The sequence below is a fragment of the Clostridium bowmanii genome, from assembly GCF_018861315.1.
GTDB lineage: Bacteria > Bacillota > Clostridia > Clostridiales > Clostridiaceae > Clostridium_AD > Clostridium_AD bowmanii.
On sequence record NZ_JAHLDL010000005.1, the window covers coordinates 25,124 to 42,435 of the forward strand.

Sequence of the window (17,312 nt, forward strand, 5' to 3'; positions counted from 1 at the left end):
ATGGATTTGTTTATTGATGTAGCTTATGATAGTTTGATAAAAAAAGATGAGGAACTATGCGGGGATAGGGTAGAAATAATAAGACTTGAGGACAGTACTATAATTGTCATGGCAGATGGCCTAGGTAGTGGGGTTAAAGCTAATATATTAGCCTCCTTAACATCAAAAATTGCCAGCACTATGCTTAAGGAAGGAGCGGACATCTATGAAACTGTAGATACTATAGTAAACACATTACCGGTGTGTAAGGTCCGCCAAATTGCCTATTGTACCTTTACTCTGATGAAAATTTATAATGATGGAAGAGCTTATATAGCAGAATATGATAATCCACCTTTCTTTTTGATAAGGAATAATGAGGGCATTGATATGAAGAAAAAGGAAAGTATTATAAATGAAAAAAAAGTAGTTGAAAGCCAATTTACCTTGCAAGAGGGTGATGTTCTTACAGTTGTAAGTGATGGATGTATTCATGCAGGAATTGGCAACATATTAAATTTAGGTTGGAGTTGGGATAACGTCCAAAATTACTTGATTCGCAATTCACAATGTAGGCGAAGTGCAAAGAACATTGAAAAGGATTTAATTCAGGTGTGTTGGGATTTATATGGAGGACACCCTGGAGATGATACTACTGTTGTATGTGTAAAAGCTAGAAAGCCTGAAATTGTTGATTTATTCACCGGACCGCCTACGGATGAGCGAAACGATAGTTATGCTATTAAAGAATTTATGAGTGGAAATGGTAAAAAAATAATTTGTGGGGGGACCACCACTAATATTGTAAAACGGGAACTTGGCCGAGAGCTCAAAGTAAACTTAGATTTTTATGATAAGGATGTACCTCCTACGGCAACTATGGAAGGAATAGATTTAATAACTGAAGGAGTCTTAACTTTAAGCAAGGCCCTAGAGAAGTTAGGTAAGTATGAAGCTAGTTTTTCAAAAGAAGAACCATACTGTGATTTAAATGGTAAAGACGGAGCTAGCAGACTGGTTAAAATTTTGATAGAGGATTGTACACATTTTAATTTATGGGTGGGAAAGGCTATAAATCCAGCGCATCAAAACCCCAATTTTCCAATAGATTTAAGTATTAAGCTTAAGCTTGTGGATCAGCTAGGAGATTATATGAAAAAATTAGGAAAACATGTTAACATTAATTATCTATAAAAAAAACAGCAGTTAGATCTGCTGTTTTTTACTTATTGTTATTTGCGTTTTACATATTGCGTATGAAGAAGTTCATGTGCTTTTTTACCATAAGGTTCCCCAAGGAATTCATCATATATTTTTTTGATGTATGGATTTTCATGAGATTTTCTTATAGTCTTGTTTTTATCTTCACTATATAAAACAGACATTCTCTTTGATAATATATCTTCATAATCATTTGCATAAGGTTGCCCACCACCATTAATACATCCACCAGGGCAAGCCATAATTTCAATTAAATGATAGTTAGCTTCTCCGGACCTAATAGCTTCTAATAATTTACGAGCATTTCCAAGACCACTAGCTATAGCAACTTTAACATCTAGGTCATTAATCTTTACAGAAGCTTCTTTTATGCCTTCCATCCCTCGAACTTCTTCAAAATCTACATTTTCAAGTGTTTCATTTGTTAACCACTCATAAGCAGTACGAAGTGCTGCTTCCATAACTCCGCCAGATGTACCAAATAAAGCTCCAGCACCAGTAGATTCTCCCAGGGGATTATCAAACTCTTCTTCTGGTAATGAGTTAAAATCAATTCCAGCTTCTTTTATCATTTTAGCCAGTTCTCTTGTGCTTATAACTATATCTACATCTGGTATTCCGTTTGTAGCCATCTCAGGCCGCGCAGCTTCATATTTTTTTGCGAGACAAGGCATTACAGATACAACTATCATGTCTTTTGCCTCTATATTCATTTTGCCAGCAAGATACGTTTTAGCAACAGCACCCCACATTTGTTGTGGTGATTTACATGTAGATGGAATATCTAATAAATCATTAAATTGATGCTCAAAGAACTTAACCCAACCAGGACAACAGCTTGTAAGCATTGGAAGCTTTCCACCATGTTGCAATCTATGAGCAAATTCGCTAGCCTCTTCCATTATTGTTAAGTCAGCGGCAAAATCAGTATCAAATACCTTAGTAAATCCTAAAGCTCTTAGTGCAGCCACCATCTTTCCGGTAACAGCAGTACCATGTGGAAGTCCGAATTCTTCACCTAGTGCAGCTCTAACAGCAGGAGCAGTTTGAACAACTACAACTTTTTCAGTTTGATCAAGGGCATTCCAAACTTTAGAAGAGTTATTAACTTCTGTTAATGCTCCAGTTGGGCATACAGCAACGCATTGCCCGCAGAAAGTACAATTTGTCTCTCCCATGGGTAGTCCAAAAGCAGGAGATACAACAGTTTGAAAGCCTCTGTTTACGCCTGATAAAACTCCAACAGTTTGCACTTCATTACACATAGTTTCGCAACGTCTGCATAATATACATTTATCTAGATTTCTAACAATAGAACTAGTTGAATTATCTATAGGGTAAGTTGACATTTCACCTTTGTAGCGAATTTCACGAATACCTAGTTCAGCAGCTAATCTTTGTAATTCACAAACGGTATTTTTTTCGCATAATAAGCAATCTTGTGGATGGTCAGATAAAATTAATTCGAGCACAGTTCTACGTGCTTTAATAGCTCTAATTGAAGTTGTTTTAATGACCATGCCCTCTGTAGCAGGAGTTGAACAAGCAGGGGCTAAGTTTCTTCGGCCAATTACTTCAACTACGCACACTCGACAGGAACCTGGGTGATTTGTAGTTCTCCCATCATGCATATTTAAGTGACATAATGTAGGAATGCTTATATTTAACATTCTAGCAGCTTGTAGAATAGTTGAGCCTTCTTCTACATGGACCTTTTGATCGTTTATAGTAAGAGTAATCAAACTCACAGCGTGCACCTCTTTCTTATAATCTTTATTTTAAAAACACATTGCCATATTATTTTTTGATAATTGCATTAACTGGACATGCAACTAGGCATGCACCACACTTAATACATTTTTCTTGGTCAATAACATGTAATGTTTTAACTTTTCCACTAATACAGCTAACAGGACATTGTCTTGCACATTTTGTACAACCGATGCATTTATCCGTGATATTGTATCTTAATAGGTGTTTACAGACTCCAGCAGGGCAAGTTTTATCATATATATGAGCCTCATATTCACTTAGAAAGTACTTAATAGTGCTTAGCACTGGATTTGGAGCAGTTTGTCCTAGTCCACAAAGTGAAGTATCTTTGATGGTATTTGCAAGTGATTTTAGTTTGTGCAAGTCTTCTTTTGTCCCATTTCCTTTTGAAATTTTTTCTAACATTTCAAGAAGACGTTTATTTCCTATTCTACAAGGAGAACATTTACCACAAGACTCTTCAACAGTAAATTCTAAATAGAATTTAGCTATATCAATCATACAATTATCTTCATCCATAACAATCATACCACCAGAACCCATCATAGAGCCAATAGCACCAAGTGATTCATAATCTATTGGAGTGTCTAAGAATTCGGATGTAATACATCCACCAGAAGGCCCTCCTGTTTGAACAGCTTTAAATTCACGGCCATTTTTAATTCCCCCGCCGATATCGAATATGATTTCGCGAAGGGTAGTACCCATTGGAACTTCAACTAGTCCAACGTTATTGATTTTACCAGCAAGAGCAAAAACTTTTGTTCCCTTAGAGGTTGCTGTTCCTATAGAACTATACCAAGCAGCACCTTTGTTAACAATAGCAGGAATATTTGCAAGGGTTTCAACATTATTAACACAAGTTGGCTTATTCCATAATCCACTTTGAGCTGGGAATGGTGGTTTATTGGTTGGTTCTCCACGAGAACCTTCAATAGATTGAATTAGTGCAGTTTCTTCTCCACATACGAAAGCACCAGCACCATATTTAATTTCTATATCAAAGTTAAAATTTGTACCTAAAATGTTTTTTCCAAGAAGACCACATTCACGAGCTTGGCCTATAGCTGTTCTCAGCCTACTAATAGCAAGTGGATATTCTGCTCTAATATAAATATCACCAATTGAAGCACCGATACTGTAACCTGCTATTGCCATAGCTTCTAGAACACTGTGAGGGTCTCCTTCAAGAATAGAACGGTCCATGAAAGCACCAGGATCTCCTTCGTCAGCATTACAAATTATATATTTTTGATCAGCATCGTACATTTTAGCAAAAGCCCATTTTTTACCTGTTGGGAAGCCACCGCCGCCTCTGCCTCGAAGTCCTGAGTCAATCATTAATTTTATAATATCATCTTGAGACATTTCTGTAATTACTCTGCCTAAAGCTAAATAGCCATCTTCAGCTATGTACTCTTTTATGTCTTCAGGATTAATAAGACCACAGTTTCTAAGGGCAATTCTTACTTGCTTCTTATAGAAGGACATATCTTCCTGTTTTTTTATTTTAATGTGCACACTTGGCTCTTCAAATAAAAGTCTATCAACAATCTTACCTTTTAATAAATGCTCTTTAACTATTTCCTCTGCATCGCTTGGTTTAACATTAACGTAGAATACGTTATCAGGAGAAACCTTAAGAATTGGGCCTTTTTCACAGAAACCAAAACAACCTGTTATATCAGCTGTTACTTCATCAGTTAGTCCGTTAGTAGCGATTTCCTTTTGTAGATTTGCTAATATTTCATCACTTTGAGCGGACTTACAACCAGTACCACCGCAAATTGATAAATACCTCGTACATCTATTTCCTTCAGAAGCTAGTTCTTTTTCTTCATTTATTTTTCTAAGTTCTAGTAATGTATTATATTTATTTTGAATTTTTTTAAGTTCATCAAAAGAATTAATTTTATTCAATTTATTTTCCCTCCTACTTGGAATACTCGCCTATGGCATACTAACCTATGGTATACTCTGCTAATATTTTATCTACTTGATCAACTGTAACATGCCCATAAACTTTATCATTTACAGTTACTACAGGTGCAAGACCACAAGCACCTACACATCGTAAAGATCCTAATGTAAATCTACCATCACCAGTAGTTTCTCCAGTTTTAACCTTTAACTCCTTTTGAAACTCTTCAAGTACATCTCCAGAACCTCTAACAAAGCAAGCAGTACCCATGCAAACATTTATTACATATTCACCTCTTGGTTTAATAGTAAAGTAAGAATAAAAAGTAACAACACCATAAACTTTAGAAACTGGAATATTTAACTTTTCTGCGACAAAAGCTTGTACTTCGTGAGGTAAGTAGCCAAATAAGCCTTGTGCTTTGTGAAGCACTTCGATAAGAGCACCTTCTTTACTTGGAAGGTCATTAATAAATTTTTCTAGAACTTTGAAATCTTCTCCCTTTAAACAATTAGAACACACTACAACATACCTCCTTTAAAATCTATGATTGCATACAGATGCATTATAAATTTCTAAATACAACCCATCTTATAATGATGCATTACACTGAAATAATGTGAAAAATTAAATTTTAACGAATAACTGTATAATCATTTTTGTGAACATATAAAAAAATGTCATTAATGTATGAAATATATTAAAAAATTATAGAGGCACATCGCAATACATTTCAAATTGAATCTTATTATTCGTATGTTCATAAAATTTCAAGCCACTACATCAAATATATTATAATAGTATTTTATTAAAAAATCTACTAAATAATTAGTAAATTTTGATTATTGCAAATATAAGAAGAGGTATACTAAAATGCCTAAAATAATTTAGGATTATGGTGAAATATAAAACAATATTCTATGGTGACTGTACTTGTTAAAATATAGAAATAAATAGTATAATTTAGGAAAAAAATTATATATTAATTGGCAATAATATGTTAATATTAGATGAACAGTAATGCTAAAATAAAGAATATGTAAAATTTTGTATAGCAATACTGAATGTGCTATAATTTGCTTATTGTTGAAGGAAAGAGGTATGTATTATGGAATTAGATAATTTTGAAGGCTTGATAAATAAAATAAATGGTGTTATTAGTACAAAAATAATACAGCAAGATAATGAAATTCAAGAGCTACACATAATGGCGAGTACCTTAAGGGCACCAAAGCAAATAGTTAGAGATATCGAATCTATTCTTTTAACTTCTTTTGATTATAGAATAGATAGAAAAGTTATCAGTATTGCACAAATTGAAACTGATGAATGTGATCCTATAAAAAGAATAAAATTCGGAGGGATTTCCTTAGATGTTCAGGCAAATATGTTAGAGTGCAAAGTTAAGCTTTTATATGAAGAACAAGAATTTTATGTAACACAAATAGGAATTAAAACTGCAGCAAACAGAAAAAAAATAGTAGCAAAAGCCACTATAGATGCTGTGGAAAAAATCATTGGACAAGCCTATATATTTGATGTGCAAGATGTACTTAGTACTACTAATAGAGAAGTAACTTTTGTATCAGTGCTCGTAAATATGGTTATAAATGAATTGGAAGAAACCATGGTAGGGTCTGCAATTGTGACAAATGATATTAATGAAGCTATAGCCAAAGCTACCCTAGCTGCTATAAATAGAAGAATACTAAAAAACACATTTCAACAACAATTAAAGTTGTTGAAGAGCCACTAGGTGGCTTATTAAATTGCTTTAAGGGCCGATGCCGATATTCTGTTTTTTTTTAAAATAGTTTTAATTTTGTTATTTTAGTTGTTTACCCTAGCGGAGAGAAATTATGATAGGTTATAGCGTAGCCCTATTAATTTAAGTCAAAGGGGGATTTTAATAATGAAAAAATTAACTACAATATTATTAGCTATATTAGCACTTGCTATAGCTGGTGGATCAACAGCAACTTGGATGTGGTAATTTAGGATTATCGGCCTTTAAAATATATAGGAGGAAAATAATGAAGAAACTACCGTCAAATTTAAAAATATATCTTATAAGTACATATCTTATAACTTTTATATCTTTTTTTATTTTCTTCGAAACAGAACATATAGTTTTTTTTCAAATAAGATTAGATATTTTTATATTTTTTATATTTTTAACAGCTTTAACAGAAAGCCTTACAGTGATTTTTAAAAAAATCTCTTTTAGCACAAGTTTTGCAATTACGGTTTCTTGTTTTATTTTATTTGGAGCCTTAAATACAATAATAATTTCAGCGTTAGGTTTTATATTTAGATTACCTAAATATAATAATAAATATACTCACATATTTAACACACCTTTTTATGGAACATTATTTAATTTGTGTAGCTTAGTATTACCAATCATATATGGGAATTATTTTTATAAATTAGTGGGTGGAACTACCTATAATGGTAAATTAGATAATAATATATTACAAATTATTGTTTTCAGTATTGTGTTTTATGTAGTTAACATATTTATGATATCAATTGTATATTCAATAATGAATAAAAAGAGTATTATATATTCATTTATAAGTAATTTTAAACTAGTATTATTAAATACTTTTGCTATGGCTCCCTTTGGTATAATATTAGCCTATGTATTCAATTTATACAGTTTTGGTGGAGTAATACTTGTATTAGTTCCGATATTATTAACAAGATATACGTTCACCTTATACATACAAACAAAATCTCAATATGTTGAAACCGTGGATGCATTAATGCTCGCTATGGAGGCAAGAGATAAGTATACGGAAGGACATTCACAAAGAGTTGCTGAGATTTCATCTAGTATTGCTAAGGAATTGAAATATAGCGATTGGAAAATTGAAAGATTAAATATGGCAGCTTTACTCCATGACGTTGGAAAGATTGGAATTGATGATCAAATTTTAAATAAACCTGGAAAACTTACCAATGAAGAATTCGACATCATTAAAACACATCCACTCATAGGTTACAATATTTTAAAGGATATTAAAAATCTTGAAAGTATTTTACCAATCGTACGATATCACCATGAGAGGTATGATGGAAAAGGATATCCTGAAGGTAAAAAGGCCGAGGAATTAAGCCTAGATATCTTTATTGTACAACTTGCAGATTCAATAGATGCTATGGCATCTGATAGACTTTATAGAAAAGCCTTTAATCAGGATGCGATTATGGAAGAGCTGAAAAAATGTTCTGGTGCGCAATTTCATCCAAAAGTAGTAGAGGCGTATTTAAAAATGCTTGAAAAACAAAAAAAATAAGGTGAGGGTTAACATGTTTATTGAGGCATTATTTTTTGCAGTGATAATTGGATACATATTAAAAGGAAAGATAAAGAATTTGGAAAATGTAGATGTAAAGGCTACATATCTTGTTTTTATATCTTTCTTCATTGAATTTTTTATTGTTATATCAATAAAAAAAGGTTTTTTTAATATTGGGATCTTTACATATTTTTTAGATTTTATCATGTATGGACTATTAGTAATTTTTATTTATTTTAATAGGAAAAATAAGTTTATTCTGCTTATGGGTTTAGGCTTTTTACTAAATGCTATTGCAATTTTCTTGAATGGAGGCACCATGCCAGTAGGTGCTAAGGCAGCGCACACTGCTGGACTTACTTTAAATATGAGTAAGGAAGGCCTTTATTCTTTAATAAATGAAAATACTAAAGTATGGTTTTTAGGAGATATTATTCCGCTAACTTTCTTAAGAAACTTTGCCATAAGTATAGGGGATATTATTGCAGTGGTAGGATTAATGCTATTTATAATCACAGGAATGAAGAAAACAGCTAAAAATTAGCACAAGTGGCTAAAGCTTAGCTGTTTTTGTTATAGAGCTTAAAAAAATAATTTCATAGAGGGGATAATTAAAATGAAAAAAATTATGCATAAGAAAAAGAAGGGCTCCATAAGTGATAAATTAAGTAAAAGAATAATGATGCTAATAGTTTCTATATTTTTAATAATAATAGTTGCTACATATTTATTGCTCCAATCATCTATTAAAAAAGTAGTGGTGGCATTAGCACCGACAGTTACCACAGTAATTACCAATAGGCTAGAAAAGGTAGATTATGATAAGTTTATAAGTGAAAAAGAAAATAGTGAAATTTATGCGGATCTTAATGATGGAATGACTTTTTTAAGTAAAAAGGGAGCAAATTTCATACAAGATATATCTATTGTTACTTTAAATTCAGATAATAAGTGGACATACATTATAGATAAATCTAAAGAAAGTCATGCTAAGTTTGGAGATGTCTTTGAGGATGCCACCAATAAAGGAATAATTGATAATGCTATAAGTACTGGTAAATCAACAACTTCAGATGTTCAGAGAGATGTAATTAATAGGACATCCTCCATGACTACCTATATACCTATAAAGACACGAAAGGGAATGAATACACTAGTAGTATTAGATATTAAATTAGATGCTATATTGCAAGCACAACTATTAATTTTACTAGGGGTAATTATATTTTCTATTATAGTTATTTTAATTATAAGGTTAATGGTTACAAAAATTACTAAAAGACAGACTAAATCCATAAATGTGCTAGTGAGAAAAATGGGTGAGATGTCTAATTTAGAAGGGGATTTAACAAAAAGAATCCAAATAGAGAGTGACGATGAAATAGGTGAACTTGCTGGGTCAACTAATAAAATGTTAGATACCTTCCAAGAACTTTTAGTTCATATTAGTAAGACTTCTAAGGAAATTTATGATATTGAAGAAAAATTCACGGAAGCATTCCACAGAAATGTAGAAGGTTTTAAAGAAATGAATATATTGACTGAGAATATTGCTTCAAGAATAGATGAGCAGGCAGAAGAATTAGATAGTTCAGCTAATAACATGCATTATATCAATGATGCAGTAAGCCAAATTGCTAATAATTCTCAAATGGTTACAGAGCAAGCGATTGAAGCTAAAGATAACGCAAGTGAAGGAAATGAAACTATGACAGAACTTGCAAGTCAATCTAAAAATATAGTAGAGGAAGTAGGAAATACTTCACAATTGGTTAAGGAACTAGACAAAAAGTCAGAAGCTATAAATGGTATAGTAGTTGCGATTACTGCAATATCCGAACAAACCAATTTACTAGCGCTAAATGCTTCTATTGAAGCTGCTAGAGCAGGGGAACAAGGAAGAGGATTTGCAGTAGTTGCAGATGAAGTAAGAAAATTAGCAGAAGAATCATCCAAATCTGCTGAAGAGATATCGCAGCTTATTGTAGAAGTTCAAAGGGGAATAGCAGCAGCAGGTATTTCCATGGAGGGAGTTTCACATAGAGTAAAAGAGGTATATAGTTACGTGGGCACTGCAGCTAATAAATTTGATAAAATAGCCAGTTCTATCAGCACAGTTTCACAAAAGGTAGAGGAAGTATCATCAGCTACTGAAGAAATGTCAGCTAATGCATCTACCATAAACAATCAAATTGAAAAACTTGCAAGTATTTCAAAAGAAAATAATATTGCTACTGAAAGTGTGGCAGCAAGCATTCAGTACCAGGTAGATGAAGTAACAAATTTGCAACTTGTGTTAAAAGAATTAGACAATTTTACCTTAGAATTAATGAACAAGTTATCAAAATTAAAGTTAGAGTAAAGAATGAAAGTATATATAAAGATTTTATTTTGGGTTTTTGGGTATAATATTCTAAATATAACATTATGAAATTTTTAGTGGTTCCATATTAAATTCTCCTAATTTAGTTGTAAGTATTTTTTATTATGATTAGATAAAAAAGAATTTTTGCAATTATTATAAAATTAAGTTGACTTATTGATTATATAATTTAAAATGGAACATATATAATAATATAAATTAACAATCGAAAGGGGTATTATAAATGAAGAAAAAAATATATATTGATGGAATGAGTTGCAGTCATTGTGTAAGCCATGTTAAAGAAGCCCTATTAGACATTGGTGCTATTAAAGTAAAAGTTGATTTAGAAGAAAAATTTGCAACAGCGGAATTTGAAGATGAAATAAACGATAGTGAAATTACAGAAGCTATTGAAGATGCAGGATATGAAGTTACTGAAATAGAAGAAGATTAATACAGCGACTACTTAGCTTTATGATTATAAATGTTAGCATAATTAACACTGCCCCTGTTCATTTTAATGGACAGGGGCAGTGTTAATTATATCTGAATTTGTTTATATTATGTGAATGCAATGATATATGGAACACTTTAAAATAAAAAATTTGATGATCAAAAGGTGAATAAATCCTAGATTAAATTAAAATCTAGGATTTACGATTAAATGATTTTACGTGCATCAATTATTGTTTGATATAAAATTATTAAAATGCAATCGATGATTTGATTCTTTTTCTCGCTTGTGCTTTTGTCTGAATAACAAATACCTTTAAGTTTTCCAATGCATATAGCTACTTTAGGTTGGTTCTGCGAGGAAAGATTTTTAATATAGTTAGTTGGGATTTTTTCTTCTTCCCATTTCTTATTCATATCATTGAAACCTAATTCTACTGTTGATAGTATCTTATAAAAGAATATATCCATATTATCAGAAGTGGTTTCATCTATAAGCAGGATTTGATTTATAATACATTTAATTACATCACATTTAATTTCTAAAAATCTTCGTATATATTTATCCTCAAAAGTAGGAATTTGATAATTTATTATATCATCAATATCAGAAAAGTCATTTTTTTTATTTTTAGAGGTTTCTAATATAGTATTTAACAAAGGTATCTTTAAGGTTTTAATTAGTAATGGTATAATATTAGCAGATATAGGCACTCCCAGTAGGGTTAGATTTTCTAAAATGCTTACACTTTCTGTGATACCTAAATAAGCTGTAATAATTTGGGATAACATGCTGGTTGTTATTAGGGGACTTAGAATAGCCTCTAGCAATCTAACTGTGATTATGCAAAGTGTATAAGTGATAACTTTTTTAGTAGCTTTACGTAATCCAGTACTGGAAAATCTTTTGTATTTTATAGCGGTAGATATTCCTGTGAAAGTATCTAAAATAATAAGCACTAAGAGAATAATATAGGAAGTTTGCATGCTTGTAAACATATTTGATAGAAATCCTAATATTCCAGATACTTCATATATTTTTAGGGGATTTTCGTTTGTGACCATTTTTTCATCTCCATTAAGAGTGCACAAATGCAAATATGGAATAAATAATTTCAACAATTAATTATTCCATATAATATATGCAGTAATTAAGAGAAATGATATGGATGATGTTTAATTGAAAAACTTCAATTGAACATTTATTTTTCTATCTTGTATTTCTAAAATAACGTAAGAATACCATGGTTCACGTCTCTTGTAGGAGGGTGAACCTGGATTTATCATGAGTATTTTATTTTTAGTCAAAATAAGTGGTTGATGACTGTGACCAAAGACAATTATATCTACTTTATCTCCACTAAACTGGTTATAAGCACTCTCTAGTGTATTTTTGTTATTACCATGACCGTGGTACAAACCAATGTTATAACCTTCCACGGAGATGATCATTTTTTCTTTTAATAGATCTCTAATGTATCCTTTGTCATTATTCCCCCATACGCCAACAAAATTTTTATGCTCTCTTAGTTTTGATACCACACTAGAGGAAACATAATCACCAGCATGAATTATCATATCAGTATCTTTAGATATATTATCTAAGAATTTGAAAATTTTATCGTTATGTTTTTTTACATGAGTATCAGATAATATCACAATTTTCATATTTCATCACCTTATATTAGTATATTAATATATAGTGTGCCTTGATACATAAATAGTATTTAAGTATCAAATACATTATAAAGTTTTAATAGAAGTTTTTCTTATATTATGCTAGAACGAAAAATATATATTGCTAAAATGCATTCACATCACCGAGTAATTCTAAAATTTATTTTATTCATATCTGCTAAAAAATGCAAACTCGCTATGCTCAAACATGCATTTTTCTACACGCAGCTATAAATAAAATAAATTGTGAATTACTATGGTTTGTTCAAATGCATTCTACGCAATATATATTTTTGTTAGCATAATCTAAAAAAAATATCTAATTTAAAAATATATATTATTTTACACAGTATCTTTAACAATATATTCCGTATTTAATTCCTTTATCATAACATTTTTGGTATGATTATTGTATAATAAATTATAACTTAAATAGAACGTTAATGGCGAGGAGAAAAAATGGGACAAACAGAAGATATAGTCTATGTTTTGGAGCAATCAGGAATAAATATAAATAATGAGAGATCACTGCATTCATCTATTAAGCAATGGTATGCTATGCCAGGGGATAGGTTAGAAGTAAAAGTGGATAAATATATAATTGATTTAGTAAGAGAAGATTCATTAATAGAAATACAAACAAGGAATTTTAGTGCTATTGGTAATAAACTAAGGGCCTTGGTTAAATATAATATGGTTAGGCTTGTACACCCGATAGCTATTGAAAAATATATAGTAACAATGGATGATTTGGATAAATTAATTAGTAGAAGAAAATCTCCTAAAAAAGGGAAGCTATTGGATTTATTTGATGAACTAATTAGGATACCTGATTTGATAGAGGAAGAGAATTTTATACTGGAGATATTATTGACTAAAGAAGAAGAGATAAGGTGTAAGGATGGGAAGGGAAGCTGGAGAAGAAAAGGTATTAGTATTGTGGATAGAAAGTTAGTGGAGGTTGTAGAAAAAGTTATCTTTAAGGAGAAAAAAGATTTTTTGAGATTTCTACCAAATGAATTAACTGAGAAGTTTACAAATAAAGAATTAGCAAAAACATTAAAAATTACAGTATATAAGGCAAGGAAAGTAACATATTGTTTGAAAAAAATGGAGATTATTAAAGAAGTAGGAAAACTTCGAAATGAACTTATATTTGAGATATGTTAAATTGTGAATAATAAATGAAAGCTATAGTATTTATCAACACTTAAAAATTATATTATTTTTAAATTTTATGAGAAAGTAGATTTAAAGTAAGAATAATGGAAAATATATAATATATAAGATAGAAAGGAAGATACAATTGAAAAAAAAGGATATAGTTATTGGAACATTACTTGCAGTGGGGGCAATAGGTGCCTATGAAATATATAAAAACAATTTTAAAGCATACAATGCTAGCTTTTATGAAGTAGATGAATCGGATAAACAAATAATTTGGACTCTGGCGGGTGAGAACTTGTTTTTTACAAAGCCTTCAACAGAACCCCAGGAGGTAGTTATAAAGGTATACAAAGGCTTAAGGACATTAGAAGTATATGGAGATGATATATTAATAGGTAGATTTAAAGTTGCCCTAGGGGGAGCTGTAATTGGTGATAAGTATAAGGATGGCGATAAGAAAACTCCAGAAGGTAAATATTATGTCTGCACAAGAAATGAAGAAAGTAAGTATACTCTTTTCCTAGGGTTAAGTTATCCTAATATAGAAGATGCAAAGAGGGGATTACAAAATGGTTTGATAGATGACCTTGCATTTAAAGAAATAGAGACTCAAATTGAAAATGGGAAAAGACCAGATTGGACAACTTCTTTAGGTGGGTCAGTAGGAATACATGGTGGCGGAAATCAAGGTGATTGGACATTTGGATGTATGGCAGTGTCCGATGATGATATTAGGATTATTTGGGATTATGCTAAAATGAATACTCCTGTGGAAATTTATGAATAGGAAAGAAAATTAGTAAGTAAATTATGTCCTTAGAGTAAAATATATTTGTTAATATTTTAAAAATTAACTTTTTAGCGAGTATATGATGAAGTATAATATAAATATATAATTTATATATATAAGTGATATATCTATAAATTATATATTTAAACTGTAAAAATAAAGAAATATACTATTACAAGAGGACATTATAATTACAGGAGGTAGAATATATTGGATAAGAAGAAAGTCTACATTACAAGAATGATACCAGATGAGGTTATTGAACTTTTAGAAGAACATTTTATTGTAGAAATAAATTCACAAGATAGAGTTTTAACAAGGGAAGAGCTGCTAGAAAAAGTTAAAGGAATGGATGCGGTTTTATGCCTTATAACTGATAATATTGATGCAGAGGTGCTTGAGGCTGCTGGAAGCAAATGCAAAATATTTGCTAATTATGGTGTGGGCTACAATAATATTGATATAACTGCAGCTACCCAAAAAGGGATAATCATTACAAACACTCCTGGAGTGTTAGATGATGCAACTGCAGATCTTGCATGGACACTTCTTATGGCGGTATCTAGAAGAATAGTATCGGCAGATAAATTTACAAGAAATGGTGCTTTTCAATGTTGGGATCCTATGATGTTTCTTGGACGAGACATCACTGGTAAGACACTAGGTCTTGTAGGAGCGGGGAGAATTGGTTTTAACTTTGCAAAGAAAGCTAAGGCTTTCGATATGAAAATACTTTACACTGGTCTAAGGCATAATTCTAAAATTGAAGAAGAATTAGGGGCTATTTATGTTGATAAGGAAACATTGTTAAAGGAAGCTGACTTTGTTTCATTGCATGTACCCCTATTGCCTTCTACCACTCATTATATTAGTGAAAAGGAATTTTCTATGATGAAGAAAACTGCAGTTATAGTTAATACATCTAGAGGTCCAGTAATTGATGAAAAAGAATTAGTTAAAGCCCTTAAGCAAGGTGAAATATGGGGAGCTGGGCTTGATGTATATGAAAATGAGCCAGAAATTGAGCCAGAACTTCTAGACATGAACAATGTTGTAATCCTTCCACATATTGCTTCAGCTACTATGGAGACAAGAACAAATATGGGATTAATTGCAGCTAAAAACATCATTAAAGTGCTTCAAGATAAAAAACCTGATACTTGTGTTAACAATGAAGTATTAAAATAATAAGACTAACAAAGCACTTCCATTCACTTAGTGAATAGGAGTGCTTTGTTTTAGGATTTAATATCCTCTTACTTCCTTTAACTTCTCATCAATACCTTTTATTTGACTTTGTTTTTCTATCCAATAATCTTGTGATTTTTGAGAATTTAGTTCCTGAACGGTTTTTCCTTGTTGTTCTACCCAAGTGTAGTATTTTAAATTATGCCATCTCTTTCTGGTTGCATAGGTGCCTTCTTGGATGTAATCTAGTTTAATATTTTTAAAAATACAATTATATCTAACAGCAGCTTCAGTTTTGTCCATAGGACCAAATTCACTATCTAGATTATTCATTACCGAATGATACCTATCAATGGTATCAGTACAGATGGTAAATACATTATCATTTTCAGTCATTTCATAATATTTAGCAGTTTTGATAGCTCCAATTAAATTACAAACTCCAGATATACCTAAAATTTGTGAAAGAGACTCCACATTTTCTTTAGACATACCAACCACATCCACAAGATAATCTTTTCCAATATCACTTGTTAATAGTTGTAAGCCCTTTTTACTTTCCATATCGTCAATACAAATCATTGCATCCATATTCATAACATTGTGTATCCAAGTAACATGTTTGTCCCCAATTCCTTGTATATCATGATCACCAAAGCCATTACTATATAGAGTTGGGCATTGTATTGGTTCTAACCCAATTATTTTTGTTTCAGGATACAATTGTTTTAATCTATCACCTGAAGCTATAGTACCTGAAGAGCCCATGGAAGAAACTAGAGCGGCAGCTCTGCCATTACCAATGCCTTTTTCTTTAAGCTCTTTTACTACTTTATCAATTGAATTTCCTGTTACATGATAGTGGAACATGTAATTACCAAAGCTCTCAAACTGATTTAAAATTTTGTTATTAGGGCTTTCAGCCTTTAGTTCCCAGCACTTATCATATATTTCTTTAACACTACTTTCACAACCAGATGTTTTAATATAAGTAGCACCATAATATTCAATTTTTTCAAAACGTTCTTTACTCATAAGTTCTGGAAGAATTATTTTTGTAGTATAACCCATACGAGGACCTGTCCAAGAACCGCCTATACCGTAATTACCTGTGGAAGGAAAGACAATAGTATCAATGCCTGGTATTATTTCTCCAGCTAATTGTTTTTCCATAGTAACGGAATATGTTGCACCAACTTTATGGCTGCCTGTTGGGAAATTTTTGCTATACATAACTATTATATTTGCACAAACACCGGTGAGTTCTTTAGGAATAACCATATAACATACCTTTCCATTATGGTCAGTCCAATTAATATTAAATAAATTTATAGGATCTAATGGAGCTTCAATTCTTGCTTTTAAAGCCTTTTCTCTTATTTCACAAGGTATTGTTTCTGGATTAAGCATCTCCTCAAAAGTGGGTCCCCAAACTAAATTTTTTGACATGTTTTTATCCTCCTTGATTTTTAA

General features: G+C 31.3%; 15 protein-coding genes. 9 read left to right on the forward strand and 6 right to left on the reverse strand.

Translation table 11 applies throughout. The features are described from left to right. Nucleotides 1-1,173, forward strand: coding sequence for a SpoIIE family protein phosphatase (locus KPL51_RS04620; protein ID WP_216158201.1), 1,173 nt, complete (start codon nt 1-3; stop codon nt 1,171-1,173). Nucleotides 1,174-1,211: 38 nt separating this feature from the next. On the opposite strand, the gene KPL51_RS04625 is transcribed toward KPL51_RS04620, so the two are convergent. Genes KPL51_RS04625 through KPL51_RS04635 form a run of 3 tightly spaced genes read right to left on the reverse strand, consistent with a single transcriptional unit; the run spans nt 1,212 to nt 5,416 of the window. Next, nucleotides 1,212-2,948: an NADH-dependent [FeFe] hydrogenase, group A6 gene (locus KPL51_RS04625; protein WP_216157970.1), complete on the reverse strand. Its 1,737-nt coding sequence runs from the start codon at nt 2,946-2,948 to the stop codon at nt 1,212-1,214. 49 nt (nt 2,949-2,997) lie between these two features. After that, the gene (locus KPL51_RS04630) at nt 2,998-4,893 is read right to left on the reverse strand and encodes an NADH-quinone oxidoreductase subunit NuoF (protein ID WP_216157971.1); all 1,896 of its coding nucleotides are present in this window, start codon (nt 4,891-4,893) and stop codon (nt 2,998-3,000) included. A 40-nt stretch (nt 4,894-4,933) separates the two neighbouring features. After that, the gene (locus KPL51_RS04635) at nt 4,934-5,416 is read right to left on the reverse strand and encodes an NADH-quinone oxidoreductase subunit NuoE family protein (protein ID WP_216157973.1); all 483 of its coding nucleotides are present in this window, start codon (nt 5,414-5,416) and stop codon (nt 4,934-4,936) included. Nucleotides 5,417-6,002: 586 nt separating this feature from the next. Here KPL51_RS04635 and KPL51_RS04640 point away from each other — a divergent pair. The 5 genes from KPL51_RS04640 to KPL51_RS04660 all read left to right on the forward strand — a co-directional run bounded on the left by KPL51_RS04640 (nt 6,003) and on the right by KPL51_RS04660 (nt 11,018). Beyond that, nucleotides 6,003-6,650 carry a hypothetical protein gene (locus KPL51_RS04640; RefSeq protein WP_216157975.1) on the forward strand — a complete coding sequence of 216 codons (648 nt, stop codon included), beginning with the start codon at nt 6,003-6,005 and terminating at the stop codon, nt 6,648-6,650. A gap of 277 nt (nt 6,651-6,927) precedes the next feature. After that, nucleotides 6,928-8,196 carry an HD-GYP domain-containing protein gene (locus KPL51_RS04645; protein ID WP_216157977.1) on the forward strand — a complete coding sequence of 423 codons (1,269 nt, stop codon included), beginning with the start codon at nt 6,928-6,930 and terminating at the stop codon, nt 8,194-8,196. 13 nt (nt 8,197-8,209) lie between these two features. Next, entirely contained in the window at nt 8,210-8,743 is a 534-nt protein-coding gene (locus KPL51_RS04650; protein ID WP_216157979.1) for a DUF5317 domain-containing protein, read from the forward strand. A gap of 72 nt (nt 8,744-8,815) precedes the next feature. Further along, a complete protein-coding gene (locus KPL51_RS04655; protein WP_216157981.1) occupies nt 8,816-10,561 on the forward strand; it encodes a methyl-accepting chemotaxis protein in 1,746 nt (581 codons plus the stop codon). Nucleotides 10,562-10,805: 244 nt separating this feature from the next. Beyond that, nucleotides 10,806-11,018 carry a heavy-metal-associated domain-containing protein gene (locus tag KPL51_RS04660; RefSeq protein ID WP_216157983.1) on the forward strand — a complete coding sequence of 71 codons (213 nt, stop codon included), beginning with the start codon at nt 10,806-10,808 and terminating at the stop codon, nt 11,016-11,018. A gap of 206 nt (nt 11,019-11,224) precedes the next feature. On the opposite strand, the gene KPL51_RS04665 is transcribed toward KPL51_RS04660, so the two are convergent. Both KPL51_RS04665 and KPL51_RS04670 read right to left on the reverse strand, forming a co-directional pair. Then, nucleotides 11,225-12,082 (reverse strand): phage holin family protein, encoded by an 858-nt coding sequence (locus tag KPL51_RS04665; protein WP_216157985.1) that lies wholly within the window; start codon nt 12,080-12,082, stop codon nt 11,225-11,227. Between the two features lie 111 nt (nt 12,083-12,193). Beyond that, entirely contained in the window at nt 12,194-12,685 is a 492-nt protein-coding gene (locus tag KPL51_RS04670) for a metallophosphoesterase family protein (RefSeq protein ID WP_216157988.1), read from the reverse strand. Between the two features lie 468 nt (nt 12,686-13,153). Here KPL51_RS04670 and KPL51_RS04675 point away from each other — a divergent pair, with 468 nt between their 5' ends. The 3 genes from KPL51_RS04675 (at nt 13,154) to KPL51_RS04685 (ending at nt 15,839) form a co-directional block, all read left to right on the forward strand. Continuing rightward, on the forward strand, nt 13,154-13,864 hold the full coding sequence (locus tag KPL51_RS04675; protein ID WP_216157990.1) for a DUF8091 domain-containing protein: 711 nt from the start codon (nt 13,154-13,156) through the stop codon (nt 13,862-13,864). A 136-nt stretch (nt 13,865-14,000) separates the two neighbouring features. Continuing rightward, the gene (locus KPL51_RS04680; RefSeq protein WP_216157992.1) at nt 14,001-14,648 is read left to right on the forward strand and encodes a L,D-transpeptidase family protein; all 648 of its coding nucleotides are present in this window, start codon (nt 14,001-14,003) and stop codon (nt 14,646-14,648) included. 213 nt (nt 14,649-14,861) lie between these two features. Then, complete coding sequence (locus KPL51_RS04685) at nt 14,862-15,839, forward strand: 2-hydroxyacid dehydrogenase (protein WP_216157994.1); 978 nt, start codon at nt 14,862-14,864, stop codon at nt 15,837-15,839. Between the two features lie 57 nt (nt 15,840-15,896). On the opposite strand, the gene KPL51_RS04690 is transcribed toward KPL51_RS04685, so the two are convergent. Then, on the reverse strand, nt 15,897-17,288 hold the full coding sequence (locus tag KPL51_RS04690) for a PLP-dependent cysteine synthase family protein (protein WP_216157996.1): 1,392 nt from the start codon (nt 17,286-17,288) through the stop codon (nt 15,897-15,899). Nucleotides 17,289-17,312: the final 24 nt, after the last annotated feature.